This is a genomic window from Loktanella agnita (assembly GCF_046640325.1).
In the GTDB taxonomy this organism is placed as follows: Bacteria; Pseudomonadota; Alphaproteobacteria; order Rhodobacterales; family Rhodobacteraceae; genus Yoonia; species Yoonia agnita.
In genome coordinates this window covers 309,624-326,756 of sequence record NZ_JBJMBF010000002.1, presented here as the reverse complement: position 1 = coordinate 326,756, position 17,133 = coordinate 309,624, and the positions used below count along the sequence as shown (strand labels likewise).

Genomic DNA, 17,133 nt, shown 5'->3' with positions numbered 1-17,133 from the left:
AAACAGTGCCGCGATGGACGGCGACACCATGCGTCTCGGCCAGTTCGGCAACCAGTTCGTCGAGCGTGATTTCGCCTGTGTCGGCGACGCGCATCTCGATCCAGGCGGATAGGCCCGCAAGTTTGCCATGGCCACCGCCATTGCCTTGGGCGCGCGGGGCCAGCGATCCGGTTTCGCGCCGCAGCTTGATCAAATCATTTACGAACTTCGGCGATACACGGAAGTGCCGCGCCGCCTCGCGGTGCCCGTGTCCCTCGTCAACAAACGCTGCGACCCGCTCACGCAACTCTATCGGATGTGGTTTGCCCATCTGCGACCCCCATATCTGCGCCAAGCATAGGGAATCACATCATACGTGATCTGGGAATCCTGAATCTGAAAGCACGCGACACGCTCTAGTTCGTTTCTTGCAAAACCTAAAACACGAGAGATCACATGGGTGCTTGATTGTGGTTTACCCTGATTGGCAGAATGGGCCATGTTCGGACTTTGAAATCAGCGCGACGCGCACGGTTTCAAAGATTGCGAGAAAAAATGTTAGAGTAATTCGATTTATACTTGGCTCAGCATGCGTGACCTCGCGTTTTCGATACAGATTCAACTGATGAAGCGAGAAGTCTCAGCTTAAATTAGAAATGCTTTACGCTTCACCACGACCGGGGCGCCGCGCACGGCGCAGTCCCGGGCTTTGACCCGGGACCTCTGACCTCAGTCCTGGCCGCGTTTGCGCATTTCGGCGCGGATGTTGAACAGGATGTTACCGATCGTCCCACCTGCGGTCATATCGTTCAGGATGATGGTTGTCTGGGTGCCCAGATCATCGGTGACGATCCATTGCCGTAACTCTACCGGGTTGGCGGTAAAGACCATCTGAATGTTGCCATATTCCGGATGTTCGGGGTCTTGCGCGGTGATCGTCGTGGCCGTGCCGTCATATGTCTGGTTGGTGACCATACGTTCACTGCTCAGGTCGACATTCTGGCGCAGCATGATGTCCAGCGGGGTCTGGTTCAGCGGAAACCGCTCTGGCCCGGTGTTGGAGCGTGGGTCGAACACGGCCACCTGACCGCCGCCCGCCATCACAAGCGACTCGTCCGGCGGGTTATATTCGAACCGAATGCGTCCGGGCCGCTTGATGTAGATCTGCCCTGTCGACAGCGTGCCGTCGGAATTGATCTGGGTGAACCCGCCCTGGGCTGTTTGCAGTTGGTTCAAATACTGCGAAATCTGGCCCAGCGAAAGCTGTTGCGCCGAGGCCATGCCCGCATACATGGCAAGCGCCACAGTCAGCAGGATATAGAAGAAACGTCTGGTCATTTGCCTTACCTCAATCTTTGGGGCCATATGTGCACCCGATTTCCAGCCCCGACAACAGCACGGGAACAGGATGTTAGGCGATATCAACCTGGATGTTTATGGATAGCGCCCGGCAGGCATTCGGCAATGGCATGTTGGTAAAATCATTGGGACCTCTATCCCCCACTCGCTGAACTTCACCTGTGGGCAAACGCGATTGGGGCAGCGGACAGAGGTCGATACGCGCGCGGCAGAAAATCCTGTGTAGGATTTTGCCCAGATTTTTCGCGAGAATCTGTCTGCACCTTTGCGGTGACGTCCCCCATAGGCGCTGACAGAAGACCGGGTTTACCGGTACCAGATTTCGACCCGTGTGTGGGTGTCGCCCCGGACCTGACCGTCATAGCAGGTTGCCGGTGCCACCGATCCAAAGCCAAAAGAGGCCAGGCTCAAACCGTTTGCGTCGATCACATCGCCGGCCATGGCGCTAAAAGCCGCTGCCGTCTCTTCCGCGGCCTCTTGCGAGGCATCTAGCGCGATCTGCGAGCCGCTTTCGCTGCTGCCAAAGCCCACAAACATGATTTCACGGCCCGCATAGCTGTCATCCGCAACGGCAGCGGCAAGTGCTTGCAGCTTGGCCCGGTTCCACGCGCCTTCCGGACCGCTGGCAGGGCCACCGGTGACGGTTGCGGAAAGGCGCTGTGCTTCGAACAAGGCTTGGAACATCCGCGCACCGGCGCTGCGTTCGACTGCGTCAAGATCGGCGCTTAGCAATTGGTTCAGGCGCGCGTTCTTTTCGGTCACCCCCTGCTCCACCACCCGGTGGCTGATCAGACCCTCATCCGCCAGAAGCGCCTGCACCGCATCCGTCGAGGCGAAATCAAATAGTGCGGTCAGCAGCGTCGTGCTTGGTGTACGATCAAAAGACGCCATGATCGGCCGAACCAGCGGGTAATCCCCTGATACGATGTTGAACCGGGCCGGGGTGACCGGGTGACCACAAGACCCGGCAACCGGGACGATTGTATTATTACCAGCGCTGTCCACCCCAACAATGCTGATGCTGCCCGGAAACTGATTGACAGAGGACGCCATGCCCGTTTCATCCGCCATCGTTAGCACATTGCTGGCGATGTTTTTGCCGAACGGGTTCATGACCAGTTTGACCAGTTCATTTCGCAATTGTGAATTCAAAGGCTGTTGCAATGGTAGGATCTTTTGATCTGGGCCGCCAACCTCGGCCCAGTTTGTGATCTCGCCCGCATAGATACTGGCCAATTGTTCCATCGTCAGAAAATCGATGTCGACCTGCGGGTTGACCACCACGGCAAAGGCTTGCAGCCCCAGCATCTGGTAATCCAACCTGCCCGTCCGGGCCCAATCGATCGGGCCGTCGAATTGCGCAGGCGCGCGGGTCTGAAGCGAGACAGCCTCGATCGACAGATCAGAGGGTGCTCCAACGGCAGCGGTGCTGATCACGGCGGTCTGCTGGCCGGATGCATCTTGCAAATTCAGGTCGCCGCTGCCGGCAAGATCGGCTGTGATGCCATCCGGGTTGGCATTCGCAAAGGCGTCAGCCAGCGTGCGATAGATGGTTTGGTAGGCTGGGGCGTCAAAGCTGACTGCGAAATTGTCGGATGTGTTACGCGGCGCTGCGGCTGGCTGAGGTGCAGGGCGGAGCGCTGCTTCCTCTGACTGTCCGACGCCGATGGCGAGGAAATTGCCTGCCGCAAGGTCAAAGTTGTCATTTGCGATGGCTTCGTTGCAACCGGCGCCGAAACATACGACCTGTCCCGCTGGAACGCTGACGATCCCGACCGAGGTTTCCACCGACAGCATGATACCATTGAAGCCGACAATTTCGCCTTCGACACTGATAAAACCATCAGGTGAGCGCAGTTCAACATTCTGGGCGCAGAGCGCACCGGCTGAAGCTGTACAAAGCAGCGTAGTGGCAATTTTCTTAAGCATTTCTTTTTCCAGACTCGTTATGCGACGGTCTTAATCCGTACATCCTTCTTTCCAGCGGATAACGTAACCATTGGATCCGAAATACTGGTAAGACGCCGATAATGACCGATGGGACTCTTTCACCTTGATTGGCATGCTACTGGAAATGTCGTTGATGTCAGTACTTGTTTGACCAAAATTCGCAGTGTTGTTGTAAATCAACAATCGCGCGCATCGCGTCAGGTCGCAACCGCCATTTGCGCGGTAAGCGGGCAGTTGCCCGAAAAAGAGTTTGGGATTGATCACAAAAGAAAAAGATCTTTCGCGCTGCAGTGTTCATGGATTGTGTGCGGATTCCGCCATACGGCTCTCGCTCTTTTGCCAGAATCGATAATGCGTCAGTTTTCGGTGTTGCCGTGCGGCGCGGCACGCATCAGCCCGGCGAAGTCAAAGAGCTTAGGGTCGAGCAGATGTGACGGTCGCGCGTTCATCAAAGCCCGAAACATGACCTGTCGCCGTCCGGGGCTGTTCTTTTCCCAACCGTCGAGAATTTGCTTGACCTGCTGGCGCTGCAATCCGTCCTGTGATCCACAAAGATCGCAGGGGATGATCGGGTAGCTCATCGCTTTGGCGAATTTCTCGCAATCCGCCTCGGCCACATGAGCCAGCGGGCGGTAGAGAAACAGGTCGCCCTCTTCATTCACCAGCTTGGGCGGCATTGTCGCCAGCCGCCCGCCGTGGAACAGGTTCATGAAGAAGGTTTCCAGAATGTCATCGCGGTGATGGCCCAGCACGACGGCGCTACACCCTTCTTCACGTGCGATCCGATAGAGATTACCACGCCGCAGCCGTGAACAAAGCGCGCAAAAAGTCCGCCCTGCGGGCACCTTGTCCATCACGATGGAATAGGTGTCCTGATATTCGATCCGGTGCGACACACCCATTTTTTCCAGAAACTCTGGCAGGACCGTCGCGGGAAAGCCCGGCTGTCCCTGATCGAGGTTGCAGGCGATCAGTTCCACAGGCAGCAGCCCGCGCCATTGCAATTCGTACAGTGCGGCAAGCAGCGTATAGCTGTCCTTGCCCCCTGACAAGCAGACCAGCCACTTTGCGCCGCGTTCAATCATGCCGTATTGTTCAATCGCTTCGCGCGTTTCGCGCACGATGCGTTTGCGCAGCTTCTTGAACTCCGTCGTGGACGGTGCCCCGTGGAAAAGCGGATGAATGTCACTATCGTCTAGCATGATGCCAGCACCTACCCCTCCCGCGCCCGTCCGCCAAGAGGTTTTCGATGATCAAACGTTTTGATCAGCGTACCGCGCGACTGGTCGCAGCCCCGGCGCGCGCTAGGTCAGCAGAAACAGAAGGATGACCCGATGCGCCTGATCCTGATTGCCGCCCTTGCCCTGCTGACCGCATGCACCGGAAAACCGTCATTCGACGATCCCAGACTGAGCGACCGCAAGCTGAACCTTGAAGAGTTCTTTAATGGGGATCTGGTCGCCTATGGTCAGTTTCAAGACATTCTTGGCACCGTGCGGCGCAGCTTTGTCGTGAATATCGCCGGGGACTGGGACGGGTCGCGGCTGCGGCTGATTGAAGATTTTGTTTATGAGGACGGATCGACCGAACAGCGCGTCTGGACCCTGACCAAGACCGGCCCTGATAGCTGGACCGGCACCGCGCCGGGTGTCATCGGTCAGGCCACCGGGCAAGAGCAGGACAACCGGTTCAACTGGCAGTATCAGATTGATCTACCCGTGCCAACAGCGGACGGTGAGACAGAGACCTTGCGGGTCAGTTTCGATGACTGGATGTGGCTGTTGACCGAAGACCGGTTGCTGAACCTTGCCTATGTAAAGCGCTATGGCGTTGATATTGGTGTGGTGACGATTGCGTTTGAGAAATTATGATGGTTAGCAACGGCGCAACGCCCGTTTAAAACAGGCCTGATATTGGTCGCGGGCATTGCTGAATGACTGCTTTGCGGACAAAGCCGACCTTAACATCCACACAAGATTGTGGTTTATCAACGCTGCGAGATGAGTTTGAGCTTTAAGGATATGCCAAATGAAAGCGGGATGGATGTTCGCCGTTACAATGGCAGTACTTACCAGCAATGCTACTGTTGCAGGCGCGGAAAGAGAAAAAACAGATCTTACACCTGATGAGTGCTTGGAGGCATTTTATTCCATCGCCGGAAGCGAACGGATAACGTATCAGCGCGAATATCCATTACTCTATGACGTGCAGGGATCCGCAGCGTCAACGCTTCTTCAACATGATTCAGCTTGGCTTTATGCCGAGTTAAGGGAAAGCGACCCCAAAAAGGAACTCATGGATGACATGGGGTTTCGAACTGAGCGTATTCGGTTTCAAATTTGTGAGACTCAAGGTCCTGGAAGAGAAGCGAGTTACTGTATTATTGGAATGGTTCGCGAGGACCGCCAGATTTCTGACGCTCAAGAAGGGTTATTAGCGTCATTTGAGTTCATCGGTGGAAGCGGCTGTGATGCACTTCTCAATCAAATGTAATGTGTGCGTTTCTTGGCACACTGTTCAGCTTGAATCGAAGTGGTGACTTTGGGCTCTTTCCTGACATTCGCCTTTTGATGATGATCCAGAAACAGGGCTTGTTAGTCCGGTACGTTGTCGATCCCTGATCCGCCCCAGGGGTGGCAGCGCCCGATGCGGCGCAGGGTCAGCCAGCTGCCCTTGATCCCGCCGTGTTTTTCCAGTGCTTCAAGCGCGTAAGCCGAGCAGGTTGGCTGGTAGCGGCAGCCATGACCCACCCACGGGCTGAACACCAGCCGGTAGGCCCGGACGGGCAGGGCGGCGATATGGGCGAGCGGTGTCATGTGTGCACTTTGCTCAGGGCGCGTTTCAGGTCTGCGACGAGTGTATCAAAGGGCAGCGTCGCCGTCACATCCTTGCGCCCGACAAGCACGTAATCCCAGCCATCACGGCCATGGGCGGGCAGCACCAGACGCGCGACCTCGCGCAGGCGCCGCTTGGCCCGATTGCGCGCCACGGCATTGCCGACTTTCTTGGAACAGGTGAACCCGACGCGGATGCCGGTCGCCTCACCCTCGGCCCGTTTGCGAGCCTGTAGGTGGATACCGGGCGCGCCATTGCGCCGCCCATGGGAGGCGCGCACAAAATCGGCGCGCTTTTTAAGGACGGTCAGGCAAACGGAAACCGCCGGAGCGCCTATGACAGGCCCAACCGGCGGCTGCAATTCGGTCAAGAAACTGGACGCGCTTACGCGCTCAGCTTCGCACGACCCCGTGCGCGGCGCGCGTTCAGGATCTTGCGCCCGGCCTTGGTGGCCATACGTGCGCGGAAACCGTGACGGTTCTTGCGAACCCGGTTGGAAGGTTGGAACGTGCGCTTCATCGCGTGCTCTCCGGTTATTGCGGCCAAACCCACGGATGGGGATTCGAAGCCTGTCATCAATTCAGAATTGCCGTTTAGAGGGGCCACTGCCCCATGTCAACGCAGACGACAGGTGCAAATTGCAACATTTCCGGCAATTCGCCCGTCTGAAATGTTACAGCTTTCGTGATCACCTGCAAAAAACCGCATATCCGCCCGGTTTTCCATCAATGCGCCGTGATCAGGGTATCGCCCAGACATGTGTTTGGTCCATCTAACATCAAGCGATGCCCGTATAATTGGACCCGAAAGATGCCCGAAATGACACAAAAGCCCGCCAACCCGCTGCTGCGCAAGCTGCCATTACTGGTCATCCTTGTGGTGGCGGTGCTGGGGGCTATCTATCTGCGCGATTACCTGTCTTTCGACGCATTGGCCGCCAACCGCGAGGCGTTGATCGCCTTTCGTGACGATAATTATGCCCTGACCATGCTGGCCTTTATCCTTTCTTATATCGTGATCGTCGCCTTTTCCCTGCCCGGCGCGACCATCGCAACGTTGACTGGCGGGTTTCTGTTCGCCACCTTCCCCGGCGCGTTGTTCAATGTCACCGGCGCCACGCTGGGTGCGATCTGTATCTTTCTGGCCGCCCGCTGGGGGCTGGGCGACAAGCTCGCCGCCCGCATGGAAAGCGGCGCGGGCACGGTGAAAAAGATCAAGGAAGGCATCGACAACAACCAGTGGGAAATGCTGTTCCTGATCCGGCTGGTGCCTGCGGTCCCGTTCTTTGTGGCGAACCTTGTCCCTGCCCTCGTCGGTGTGTCGCTGTTCCGCTTTGCTGTCTCGACCTTTCTGGGCATCATCCCCGGCGCGGTTGTTTTCACATCGGTCGGCGCGGGATTGGGCGAGGTATTCGCCCGTGGCGAAACACCCGATCTTGGCATTATCTTTGAACCGGCCATCCTGCTGCCGATCCTTGGCCTCTGTGCGCTGGCCGCGCTTCCTATCGTTATAAAGGCCCTGCGGGGCAGAAAAGGACTGTAATCCATGAACCGGATCAAGACAGATATCTGCATTCTTGGGGCAGGATCGGCGGGGCTGTCGGTGGCAGCGGGTGCCGTACAGATGGGCGCAAAGGTCGTGTTGATCGAAGGCGGCAAGATGGGCGGCGACTGCCTGAATTACGGCTGCGTCCCGTCCAAGGCGCTGATCGCATCAGGCAAGCAGGCCCACGCCATGTCTCACGCTGCGAAATACGGCATCGCCGATGTGGATCCTGCTGTCGATTACGCCGCAGCCAAGGATCATGTGCATGACGTGATCGCCACCATTGCCCCGGTCGACAGTGTCGAACGGTTCGAAGGCCTGGGCGTGCATGTCATCCAGGACTACGGAAAGTTCGTCTCAAAAACAGAGGTACAGGCAGGCGAAAACATCATCGAAGCGCGCCGTTTTGTGGTGGCCACAGGCTCTGGCCCGCTGGTGCCCCCGATTCCGGGGCTGGAGGGTGTGACCCATTACACCAACGAAAATATTTTCGACCTGCGCGAGCGCCCCAAACATCTGCTGATCATCGGCGGCGGCCCCATTGGCATGGAAATGGCGCAGGCCCATCGCAGGCTGGGCAGCAATGTGACCGTGATCGAAGGTGCGAAAGCGATGGGCAAGGACGACCCTGAGCTCGCCGTAATCGTGCTGGATAACGTTCGCGCCGAGGGCGTGAACATCGTAGAAGGAGCGCAGGCCGAGAAGATCAGCGCCGATGGGGATATGGTCACGGTACATACACCCAAAGGCGATTTCACCGGCTCGCATCTGTTGATCGCGGTGGGGCGCAAGGTGAATACCGACAAGCTGGATCTGGATGCGGGCGGGATCGCCCATGACAAAGGCGGCCTAAAAGTTGGCGCTGACCTCCGGTCGGTCACAAATAAAAAAGTCTATGCCGCAGGTGATGTAGCGGGCGGACTGCAATTCACCCATGTGGCGGGCTATCATGGCGGCATCCTTGTTCGAACGCTGCTGTTCGGCTGGCCGTTCAAGACCCGCACAGACCACATCCCATGGGCGACCTATACTGACCCAGAGCTTGCGCAAGTTGGCCTGACCGAGGCGCAAGCGAAAGAGAAACACGGCAGCGCGGTCGAAGTAGTGCGCGCCGAACTGCATCACAATGACCGGCTGATTGCGGAACGAAAAACCAAAGGGCTGATTAAGGTCATGGTAGTCAAAGGCAAGCCTGTCGGGGCCACTATCGCAGGGCATATGGCGGGCGAGCTGATCGGCATGTGGGCGATGGCGATTGCCAACAAAATGAAAATGTCGGCCATCGCAAACACAGTTTTACCCTATCCAACGGTCAGTGAGGTTAACAAAAGGGCTGCGGGGGCCTATTTTAGTCCCAGACTGTTTGACAACCCTACCGTAAAAACTGTGGTAAGGTTTGTGCAGCGCTGGCTGCCCTGACCCGATAACGCGAGAGCCCATGTTCAACTCCCTTTCAGGCCGCTTCCTGATTCTCACGGTCATTTTCGTGATGCTGGCCGAAATCCTGATCTTCGTGCCCTCCATCGCGCGATTCCGGGAAGACTATTTGCTGGCCCGGTTAGAGCGGGCGCAGATCGCGTCATTGGCGCTGGAAGCGGATGCGATGCTGACGCAAGAACTGGAAACAGAACTGCTGAAGAATGCCGAGGTGTATAACGTGGTGCTGCGCCGGAACGAAATCCGGCAGTTGGCGCTGTCGTCGCCCATCCCCTCGCCCATCGCAGCGACCTATGACATGCGTGACCCATCAAGCATGACCCTGATCGCCGACGCGCTGCACACGCTGGTCGAAGGGCAGGACCAGATCATCCGGGTGATTGGTGACCCGGTGCGCGGCGGCGGTCTGCTGATCGAGGTCACGATGGACGAGATGCCCCTGCGCGCGGCGATGCTGGACTATGGGCGCAACATCCTGATCCTGTCGGCCTTCATCTCGATCACCACGGCGGTGCTGCTGTTTCTGGCGGTGCAGGTGCTGCTGGTGCGCCCAATCAAAGGCGTGGTCGGGCACATGCAATCTTATGCCAAGGCCCCCGAGGATGCCCGTCAGATCATCACACCGAAAGCGGGGGTGCGCGAGCTACGCGATGCCGAAGAGGCGCTGAAGATGATGCAAACCCAGCTGACCGGTGCGTTAAAGCAAAAAGAACGGCTGGCCCAACTGGGCGGTGCGGTGGCCAAGGTCAGTCATGATCTGCGTAACATCCTGACATCGGCCCAGTTATTTACCGACCGGATCGAAGGGTCCCATGATCCGCTGGTGATACGGATGGCCCCGAAGCTGGTCAATTCGATCACGCGGGCGGTGAACCTCTGCGAAAGCACGCTGGCCTTTGGCCGTGTTGATGAACCGGCCCCGACGCTGGCGCGGGTCAATCTGGCCCGGATCGTGGGCGATGTGGTGGACAGCGAACGGCTGGCCGCGGCCGATTATGACCTGTCATTTTCCGAAGATGTGCCGGCGACAATGACCCTGCGCGCCGATGGCGAACAGCTTTACCGCGCGATCTTCAACCTCGTGCGTAATGCGCGTCAGGCGATCATGGCCACCGGTCAGCCCGGCGAGATCAACTTGCAGGCCAAAGAGGATGACAACAGCTGGTGTATCATCATCACCGATACCGGCCCCGGCCTGCCGAAAAAGGCGCAGGAGCACCTGTTTCAGGCGTTCCAAGGAGGGGCGCGCAAAGGCGGATCGGGTCTGGGCCTTGTGATTGCTGCCGATCTGATCCGGGGACACGGGGGCCGGCTGGACCTGCAACGGACCGATGAGACTGGCACGACATTCATGATTCAATTGCCAAAGGCCGATATGGCACTCGCCCCGGCCGCCGAATGAAAAAAGGACGCAATTCGCTCTTGCATCGGGTCGCCACTGAGTCTAAGTCGCACCCTACGCGGACCGATAGCTCAGCTGGATAGAGTACTTGACTACGAATCAAGGGGTCGGGGGTTCGAATCCTCCTCGGTCCGCCACAACATTCCTTTAAGTAATTGATTTTAAATAAAAATTCGCGATCACGCGAATTCCGCCCCCCCTTTCGCTCACTGTTCTGGAATCTGTGCTTTTTGTATGTTCCCGCATCTGGCGGGGCCTTTGCCGCTTGGACGGTCCGCGCCGTGATTCACCTCATGACAAAACCGACAATACTGACAAAACCTCGGTTTGGAGATTGTGTCGCAAACTTTCTTATGGGTTGAGAAAATACCTTGGCTGGCCGCACTTATCCTGCGAGTTCAGCGAACTGCTCGAAACCTGACAGCCCCAACTGGTCGAATTGCCTCTTTCGGATCATGTGCGCAACCTCGATACCAGCCAGTGTAGAGGCGGCCGAATTTAACGATTTGAAGGTCTGCTTGGGGCGCGGAGCAGTCAGGAAGCAAACGCGTGGTCGCCCCTTGCGCGGTGTCACTTCCGGCCCAAAGCCACCTTTGGTGCATGTCGCGGTTAAGGTCCGCAACGAAAGCCGGAAGTGCCGGATGCCGCACAATGTATCAATGGTAGGTTTTGCTGTTCACCCAACACTTGCAGACATCACATTAATAATTCAAAAAACAGAATATATGTTGCTATATCATAGATTAAAGACGTGATAGCAGCAAGATTGTAGGCGGAAAGCCTAACTTCGGAGATGCCCGCACGTCTTCGGCACTTTGGGGGTATTCTCTTTGGTATCAGACTTCCGGCACGCTCTGCGGCGACGAACCCAAGATGATCATGATCACCTTGATCAGTTAATCTCCATGCTCAACATCACGGATCCTGTCGGCTTTCGGCTTTTTTTACAATTGCATCTCAGCTGCTTCTTGGCGATGCAATCCCGGCTTTCAACTGAATGCAGATGCCATGCGGTGCTTGATCGTATGGTGGATGGGTTACAACGTGACCTGAAATCGGTTTCATCCGATCACGCATTGCCTGAAGCTACCTTGCCTTCCGACTTAGAGCCGCTTGCGATTGACTATATGGTCGCAGGATCGCAGTTAGGTACAAACATCCTTCGTAAATCTTGGGCCGCAGCAGTCAATCCGCTTGTGCTGCAGGCCGATGGGTACTTTGGTCAGCCACTCGATCCAAGCCTTTGGCAAGAAACCTGTCAGGCCTTAGCTGTCATACCCACGAACAGTTCACATGCCGACGCCATCACAGCAGACACCCGAATTCTCTTTCAGCTTTTTGCGTCAGTGTTGGAAGCGCTGACCTCCGATCAGGACGTTTTCGCATGACAAACAGTAAACCCTTTCTGAATTCGGATGACGCCGTTGACCTTACGAATTGTGACCGGGAACCAATTCACCTTCTGGGCGGTGTACAGAGTTACGGCTGTCTTATTGCGACGTCTGCAGACTTTATGGTCAACCACGTTTCGGCAAATATTCAAGACCTGCTAAATATAGTGCCAGAGACGGCAGTTGGCGTAAGGTTGCTGGACCTGCTGCCAGAACGCACCGTTCACGATCTGCGTACAAAGCTGCAACTCCTCAACGTAGAGACCAACTCTTCGCGACTGTTCGGGTACGATGTCTTGGGCAATGGCATACGCTTCGACGTATCGGTGCACGCGCTTGGCCAAACCTATGTTTTCGAATTTGAGCCAAAGATCGACACCAAGGCGCGCGATGAGATGAGCCTGGTGCAGCCATTGGTCGCGCGGGTGCGTCGGACGAACGACCTGAAGGCCGCCTGCGATCAGGCCGCAATGGCAATACAGGTCATGTCAGGGTTTGACCGCGTGATGGTCTATCAGTTTGACGAAGATGGCACGGGCGAAGTGATCGCTGAGAAACGGCAATCCCACATGGAACCGTTTTTGGGATTGCGATACCCTGCCAGCGATATTCCTAAGCAGGCACGCGCATTGTATTTGCGCAGCCCGTTGCGGCTGATTGCGGATGTCAACGGAACAGTGGTTCCAATTGTGCCGGCACACAATATACACGGCAAACCGATGGATTTGTCTTTGTCTGTGACCCGCGCCGTATCGCCCATTCATTTAGAATATCTGCGCAATATGGGTGTGGCTGCTTCGATGTCAGTGTCCATTATTAAAAACGGACAGCTTTGGGGCCTCTTTGCCTGCCATCACGAAACCCCTCGCTACGTCGATTTTGAGCGGCGGACAGCCATTGAGTTGTTCGCGCAGTTTTTCTCGTATGAGATAATCCAAAAAGTCGACATCGATGCACGTGTTCGCAGTGAGGATGTGCGCCGGATGCAGGACAATCTGATGATCAAGCTTTCAGGTGGAACAAACCTGATCGACGGGTTTGATATCATTGCAGATGAGTTAGAAGGGCTGATACCGAATGACGGCGTTGCCGTCTTTTCGGACGGGCGCTATGCGGCCCGTGGCGAAGCCCTTGACGAGGCAGAATTCAAGAAACTCGTGCGCTTCTTGAATACCGCCCCCACGGGTGAGCTGTTTGCAACGCATAGTCTCGCAGCACTCTACCCGGGTGCAACCGAATTTTCAGCTGATGTCGCAGGGATTTTGGCTATCCCGATCTCTCGCACACCGCGCGACTACATCGTCTTCTTCCGCCGCGAAGTTGCGACATCGGTCAATTGGGCCGGTAACCCGCAAAAACCTGTCGAAGTTGGCCCTAATGGAACGCGCCTGACGCCGCGCAAAAGTTTTGAAGCATGGTCTGAGATGGTGCGCAACATGTCCGCACGATGGTTGGCAAACGAAACGCAGATCGGTGAATCACTGCGCATTTCGCTGATTGAGATCGTCTTGAAACTGACGGACGACGCGAGTGAGACCCGCCGAAAGGCAGCCGATACGCAGGAGTTGCTTATCGCTGAACTGAACCACCGTGTGCGCAACATTCTCAACCTCATCCAAGGCCTTGTTTCGCAAAGCCGAAGCGGTGCCCAGGATGTCGCGACCTATACCAAAGTCCTTGACGGACGGGTGCAGGCGCTTGCGCGGGCACATGATCAGCTTACCCGGCAAGAATGGTCTCCTAGTTCGTTGAGAAAACTCATAGATGTCGAAATAAATGCCTTTTTGACCGGCGCGGCAAATCGTCTTGAGGTCACAGGTGACGCACCGATGCTGATGCCCGAAGCATTTTCAACTGTAGCGCTGGTCATCCATGAAATGGTGACAAATTCGGCCAAATATGGTGCGCTTACAGATCATAGTGGCAAAGTGTCGATCAATCTAAGTGTTCAGGATGATGGTGCACTGCTTCTTGCATGGCGAGAAATTGGCGGTCCCCCGGTTCAAGCACCGAAACGTCAGGGTTTCGGTACGACGATTATCGAAAAAACGATTCCCTATGAGCTCAAAGGGAAGGTTGAGACACGCTACCTCGTGACCGGGTTTGAGGCGGATATCATGATACCTTCTGTGTCAATCTCTGCGGATCAAGAGGTCATCGAGGTCGATGTGCCACCAAAAGAAACGAGCGATGCAAAATTTCTCAAAAAGCTAAGCGGTGATGTTCTTGTCTTAGAGGATAACATGGTCATCGCCCTTGATGCCTCTGACATTCTCAGCGCAAACGGAGCGGATCGGGTACATATGTCAAGCTCAGTAGATGATGCCTTGAAAGTGCTTGAAGATAATCCAATTTCCTTTGCTCTGTTAGATGTGAACCTCGGCAAACAAACGTCCTTGCCTGTGGCAGAACAACTTGCAGCGCGCAATACTCCGTTCATCCTCGCGACCGGGTACGGCGATGCCGAGAGTATTACCGCGAACTATCCGTCGGCAATTATCGCAAACAAACCTTTCACTGCTGAATCCCTTACAAAGGCCATCAATGCATGTCTCTCTATTTGAGTTGAGGTAAGCAGGTCGACCGGCATTGTCGGTAAAATAGTCTGTTCGGGAGCGGCAATCATCATTGCCGCCCTAGAAGGGCAAAACTTTGGCACAGTTCCTGCCAAAGCTCTCTTTACCCTGCATAGTAGACCTCGACGCAATCTGTGTGTCATGCAGCATCTAGAAAATAGGTTCCTCACGCGAGTTAGCGCTTTTGGACGTAAATGCCGACGTTGATCCGAACCCCTTACCCCCACATTAACATTCCCACCGCACGCACCATTAACCCCGCTCATCACTGCAAAATGGTCCGATGCATGTCCGACGTTTTTCCGATCACATAAAACCACTGAAAAGCGCTGCATTAACATATGATTCGCAGCCCCATCCGCACCACCGCACGGTGCGCCCAAAGCAACACCACCGACCGTTGCCTCGGCTGCGGCCCCGTCAGATCAACTGGTCCCGCGCCACCGGGATGATCGACGCTGCGATCAACTGCATGATATCGCCAAAATACCCGCCAGAGCGGGCGGGCTGTGTCGGGTCGGATGTCAGCGCCACGGTCAATTCCAGCCCCGGCACCACGCAGATCACCTGCCCGCCATAGCCGCGCGCCAGCGCATAAGGCGCACCCCGCGCGCTTCCTAAAAACCAGCCATATCCATAGCTTAGCCCGGAATAGGGTGATCGTGTCCGCATCTCTAGTGATCGCCGAACCCAGTCACCGCTCAGCACCTGACTGCCATTATACATACCGCCCTGCCGGTACATTTCGCCGAAACGGATCATCGCCTGATGGGTCAGCGCCATCTCGTTTCCGCCCAGATACCGGCCCTGCGGATCACGGGTCCAGGCCGGGATATCGATGCCCAGCGGCTGGCCCAGGCGGCGGCGGGCCAGGGTGAGCAAGCTTTGACCTGACACCTCTGCCAGCACCGCTCCCAGCACGTGGAAAGACCCTGTGGAATACAGCATCCGGCTCCCCGGTTCCGCGACGATGGGGCGGGCTAACGCATTGGAAACCCAATTAGAACTACTGACCCAACCATCATAATTCCCACCCGAAGTCCGCTCCAGCCCGGCCTGCATTGTCACAAGATTTTCCACCGTAATCCCCGCGACACGCGGATCGGCACGGGCCGGTATCAGGCGGGGTGCGACCTCTTCCAGTGTGGCGGAAAGCGCGGGGATCTCCCCCCTGTCCAGCGCCGCACCAGTCAAGGCGGCCACGATGGTTTTCGACACAGATTTCACCGGCACCGCACGGCCCATCGCGGGCCCACGAAACACCTGTGACAACACCTCTCGCCCTTGTTGATGGATCACCAGCGCGTGGCATTGCGCCAGCCCGCGCGCCTGCTCCGCAACGGATTGCCAAGCATCCTGCGCAGAAGCGGGCAGCGCCGCCAGCGCGGTGGCACCTGCAAGAAATTGACGTCGGTTTGGTCCTGACACAGCGATCCCTTTTCATAACCTCTGCCAGCATAGGGGGGCCGGTGTCAGGCGCCACTCAGAAGATCGTGAGCGTATTGGTTTGGGGCAACCTTGGGGTCACCCGCCCTGCTGACAGACGACAAAATCCTGTAATGTCTTGCCTTTTTCGTGACGAAACCGGTCCAACTCTGTCAGAGTGGCAATACGATCCAGCCGGAACATCCGGAAATCATTGCGCAACTCGCACCAGCAAACAGCGGTCCATACCTTGCCCCAGAACCAGACACCCAAGGGACGCACATCGCGTTCGCTGGGGCGGCCAGACTCGTCTTTATATGTAATCCGCAGCCGTGTCCGGGTCTTCGATGCGGCCTCGATCTGGTCCAGATAATCGCGCCAGTCTCCGCCATGCCACGGGATATCCAATACATGGACACTGACCTGCCCCAGTTCCGCGCGCAGATGTTCCGGTAGTACGGTGTCAATCTTCACCAACGCCTCTTGCGCGGCAGCCGCCATCGCCCGGCCGCCCCAGCTTTGCAGAATGCGCGCGCCGGATACCAGGGCCACAATTTCCTGCGTCGTGAACATCAACGGCGGCAGGTCATACCCATCCCGCATCAGATAACCAACACCTGCCTCACCCTCAATCGGAACGCCTGATCCGATCAAATGGGCGATATCGCGGTAGATCGTGCGCTTTGTTACCTCTAGCTTTTCAGCCAGTTGGGCCGCTGTCGTGAGCCGACCGCCCCGCAGATATTGCAATATCTGGAACAGGCGGTCGGCCCGGCGCATCAGACCGCCGTTTCGTACAGACCGATGGAGTTGCCATCCAGATCCTTGGCATAGGCGAACCGCCCGGACGGAATTGTGATCGGGTCGCCGATCACCTCGCCCCCGGCAGCAGTGCAACGTGCCATCCCGGCCTCTAGCGTGTCAGGCAGTCCCAGATGGATCGTGTTCCCACCATCACCGGCAGGCTCTCCGGGATAGATATGGCAGCCAGCGCTGTTCATCGCACTGCCCAGCATAGCCATTGGGTTCGGTCCGGAGTTGTCGATTGTCATCTGGTAGCCAAAGACTTCGTTATAAAAAGCAACGGATTTTTCCATATTAGTCACGGGAATTTCGCCCCATACGATAATGTCGCGGTCGGTCATGTCGCATCTCCTTTTTTGAATTGGACAGACCCACCTAACCATAGCCCTGCTGACAGCGTGGTGTCAGCAGGTTTTCAGCAGGGCGGAAA

General features: G+C 56.6%; 17 protein-coding genes, 1 tRNA gene and 1 pseudogene. 8 read left to right on the top strand and 11 right to left on the bottom strand.

Going from position 1 to position 17,133, the window contains the following annotated elements:
• From ACJ5NV_RS03705 to ttcA, 4 genes are all read right to left on the bottom strand, one after another.
• Positions 1-310 (bottom strand): COG3415 family protein (locus tag ACJ5NV_RS03705; RefSeq protein WP_411642270.1); only part of this gene is annotated, 310 nt, incomplete at its 3' end.
• A 398-nt stretch (positions 311-708) separates the two neighbouring features.
• The gene (locus ACJ5NV_RS03700; protein WP_411642269.1) at positions 709-1,317 is read right to left on the bottom strand and encodes a LolA family protein; all 609 of its coding nucleotides are present in this window, start codon (positions 1,315-1,317) and stop codon (positions 709-711) included.
• A 327-nt stretch (positions 1,318-1,644) separates the two neighbouring features.
• A complete protein-coding gene (locus ACJ5NV_RS03695) occupies positions 1,645-3,267 on the bottom strand; it encodes a PstS family phosphate ABC transporter substrate-binding protein (protein ID WP_411642268.1) in 1,623 nt (540 codons plus the stop codon).
• 377 nt (positions 3,268-3,644) lie between these two features.
• Positions 3,645-4,490, bottom strand: a complete 846-nt coding sequence (gene ttcA / locus ACJ5NV_RS03690) for a tRNA 2-thiocytidine(32) synthetase TtcA (protein WP_411642267.1) — start codon at positions 4,488-4,490, stop codon at positions 3,645-3,647.
• Between the two features lie 132 nt (positions 4,491-4,622).
• Here ttcA and ACJ5NV_RS03685 point away from each other — a divergent pair, with 132 nt between their 5' ends.
• Positions 4,623-5,159 (top strand): DUF3833 family protein, encoded by a 537-nt coding sequence (locus ACJ5NV_RS03685; protein WP_411642266.1) that lies wholly within the window; start codon positions 4,623-4,625, stop codon positions 5,157-5,159.
• 157 nt (positions 5,160-5,316) lie between these two features.
• The gene (locus tag ACJ5NV_RS03680; protein ID WP_411642265.1) at positions 5,317-5,781 is read left to right on the top strand and encodes a hypothetical protein; all 465 of its coding nucleotides are present in this window, start codon (positions 5,317-5,319) and stop codon (positions 5,779-5,781) included.
• Between the two features lie 101 nt (positions 5,782-5,882).
• On the opposite strand, the gene yidD is transcribed toward ACJ5NV_RS03680, so the two are convergent.
• Genes yidD through rpmH form a run of 3 tightly spaced genes read right to left on the bottom strand, consistent with a single transcriptional unit; the run spans position 5,883 to position 6,642 of the window.
• Complete coding sequence (gene yidD / locus ACJ5NV_RS03675) at positions 5,883-6,104, bottom strand: membrane protein insertion efficiency factor YidD (protein WP_411642264.1); 222 nt, start codon at positions 6,102-6,104, stop codon at positions 5,883-5,885.
• Entirely contained in the window at positions 6,101-6,484 is a 384-nt protein-coding gene (rnpA, locus tag ACJ5NV_RS03670) for a ribonuclease P protein component (RefSeq protein ID WP_411642280.1), read from the bottom strand. The genes yidD and rnpA overlap by 4 nt, the downstream gene beginning before the upstream one ends.
• A gap of 23 nt (positions 6,485-6,507) precedes the next feature.
• Positions 6,508-6,642 carry a 50S ribosomal protein L34 gene (rpmH, locus tag ACJ5NV_RS03665; protein WP_411642263.1) on the bottom strand — a complete coding sequence of 45 codons (135 nt, stop codon included), beginning with the start codon at positions 6,640-6,642 and terminating at the stop codon, positions 6,508-6,510.
• A gap of 300 nt (positions 6,643-6,942) precedes the next feature.
• On the opposite strand from rpmH, the gene ACJ5NV_RS03660 reads away from it, so the two are divergent.
• From ACJ5NV_RS03660 to ACJ5NV_RS03645, 4 genes are all read left to right on the top strand, one after another.
• Complete coding sequence (locus tag ACJ5NV_RS03660; RefSeq protein WP_411642262.1) at positions 6,943-7,665, top strand: TVP38/TMEM64 family protein; 723 nt, start codon at positions 6,943-6,945, stop codon at positions 7,663-7,665.
• A gap of 3 nt (positions 7,666-7,668) precedes the next feature.
• Positions 7,669-9,087, top strand: coding sequence for a dihydrolipoyl dehydrogenase family protein (locus ACJ5NV_RS03655; RefSeq protein WP_411642261.1), 1,419 nt, complete (start codon positions 7,669-7,671; stop codon positions 9,085-9,087).
• Positions 9,088-9,106: 19 nt separating this feature from the next.
• Complete coding sequence (locus ACJ5NV_RS03650) at positions 9,107-10,507, top strand: sensor histidine kinase (RefSeq protein ID WP_411642260.1); 1,401 nt, start codon at positions 9,107-9,109, stop codon at positions 10,505-10,507.
• A 60-nt stretch (positions 10,508-10,567) separates the two neighbouring features.
• Positions 10,568-10,644 (top strand) — tRNA-Arg (locus ACJ5NV_RS03645).
• 248 nt (positions 10,645-10,892) lie between these two features.
• Here the strand turns inward: ACJ5NV_RS03645 and ACJ5NV_RS03640 are convergent.
• Positions 10,893-11,030: pseudogene (locus tag ACJ5NV_RS03640) on the bottom strand (IS6 family transposase); the annotation flags it as partial.
• Between the two features lie 382 nt (positions 11,031-11,412).
• Between ACJ5NV_RS03640 and ACJ5NV_RS03635 the strand changes: the two are divergent.
• Together ACJ5NV_RS03635 and ACJ5NV_RS03630 are read left to right on the top strand one after the other, a co-directional pair.
• Entirely contained in the window at positions 11,413-11,895 is a 483-nt protein-coding gene (locus tag ACJ5NV_RS03635; protein ID WP_411642259.1) for a heme oxygenase-like domain-containing protein, read from the top strand.
• Positions 11,892-14,462 carry an HWE histidine kinase domain-containing protein gene (locus ACJ5NV_RS03630; RefSeq protein ID WP_411642258.1) on the top strand — a complete coding sequence of 857 codons (2,571 nt, stop codon included), beginning with the start codon at positions 11,892-11,894 and terminating at the stop codon, positions 14,460-14,462. Before ACJ5NV_RS03635 ends, ACJ5NV_RS03630 begins: the two co-directional genes overlap by 4 nt.
• A 432-nt stretch (positions 14,463-14,894) precedes the next feature.
• On the opposite strand, the gene ACJ5NV_RS03625 is transcribed toward ACJ5NV_RS03630, so the two are convergent.
• The 3 genes from ACJ5NV_RS03625 to ACJ5NV_RS03615 all read right to left on the bottom strand — a co-directional run bounded on the left by ACJ5NV_RS03625 (position 14,895) and on the right by ACJ5NV_RS03615 (position 17,044).
• Positions 14,895-15,902, bottom strand: a complete 1,008-nt coding sequence (locus ACJ5NV_RS03625; protein WP_411642257.1) for a serine hydrolase domain-containing protein — start codon at positions 15,900-15,902, stop codon at positions 14,895-14,897.
• A gap of 96 nt (positions 15,903-15,998) precedes the next feature.
• On the bottom strand, positions 15,999-16,679 hold the full coding sequence (locus ACJ5NV_RS03620; protein ID WP_411642256.1) for a helix-turn-helix transcriptional regulator: 681 nt from the start codon (positions 16,677-16,679) through the stop codon (positions 15,999-16,001).
• Positions 16,679-17,044: a VOC family protein gene (locus ACJ5NV_RS03615; RefSeq protein WP_411642255.1), complete on the bottom strand. Its 366-nt coding sequence runs from the start codon at positions 17,042-17,044 to the stop codon at positions 16,679-16,681. The genes ACJ5NV_RS03620 and ACJ5NV_RS03615 overlap by 1 nt, the downstream gene beginning before the upstream one ends.
• Positions 17,045-17,133: the final 89 nt, after the last annotated feature.

Coding starts and splice junctions, on each gene's coding strand:
- ACJ5NV_RS03615 (WP_411642255.1), bottom strand. CDS start 17,044: ATGACCGACCGCGACATTATCGTATGGGGCGAAATTCCCGTGACTAAT.
- ACJ5NV_RS03660 (WP_411642262.1), top strand. CDS start 6,943: ATGACACAAAAGCCCGCCAACCCGCTGCTGCGCAAGCTGCCATTACTG.
- ACJ5NV_RS03695 (WP_411642268.1), bottom strand. CDS start 3,267: ATGCTTAAGAAAATTGCCACTACGCTGCTTTGTACAGCTTCAGCCGGT.
- ACJ5NV_RS03680 (WP_411642265.1), top strand. CDS start 5,317: ATGAAAGCGGGATGGATGTTCGCCGTTACAATGGCAGTACTTACCAGC.
- ACJ5NV_RS03635 (WP_411642259.1), top strand. CDS start 11,413: ATGCTCAACATCACGGATCCTGTCGGCTTTCGGCTTTTTTTACAATTG.
- ACJ5NV_RS03655 (WP_411642261.1), top strand. CDS start 7,669: ATGAACCGGATCAAGACAGATATCTGCATTCTTGGGGCAGGATCGGCG.
- ACJ5NV_RS03620 (WP_411642256.1), bottom strand. CDS start 16,679: ATGCGCCGGGCCGACCGCCTGTTCCAGATATTGCAATATCTGCGGGGC.
- ttcA (WP_411642267.1), bottom strand. CDS start 4,490: ATGCTAGACGATAGTGACATTCATCCGCTTTTCCACGGGGCACCGTCC.
- rpmH (WP_411642263.1), bottom strand. CDS start 6,642: ATGAAGCGCACGTTCCAACCTTCCAACCGGGTTCGCAAGAACCGTCAC.
- ACJ5NV_RS03630 (WP_411642258.1), top strand. CDS start 11,892: ATGACAAACAGTAAACCCTTTCTGAATTCGGATGACGCCGTTGACCTT.
- ACJ5NV_RS03650 (WP_411642260.1), top strand. CDS start 9,107: ATGTTCAACTCCCTTTCAGGCCGCTTCCTGATTCTCACGGTCATTTTC.
- yidD (WP_411642264.1), bottom strand. CDS start 6,104: ATGACACCGCTCGCCCATATCGCCGCCCTGCCCGTCCGGGCCTACCGG.
- ACJ5NV_RS03700 (WP_411642269.1), bottom strand. CDS start 1,317: ATGACCAGACGTTTCTTCTATATCCTGCTGACTGTGGCGCTTGCCATG.
- ACJ5NV_RS03685 (WP_411642266.1), top strand. CDS start 4,623: ATGCGCCTGATCCTGATTGCCGCCCTTGCCCTGCTGACCGCATGCACC.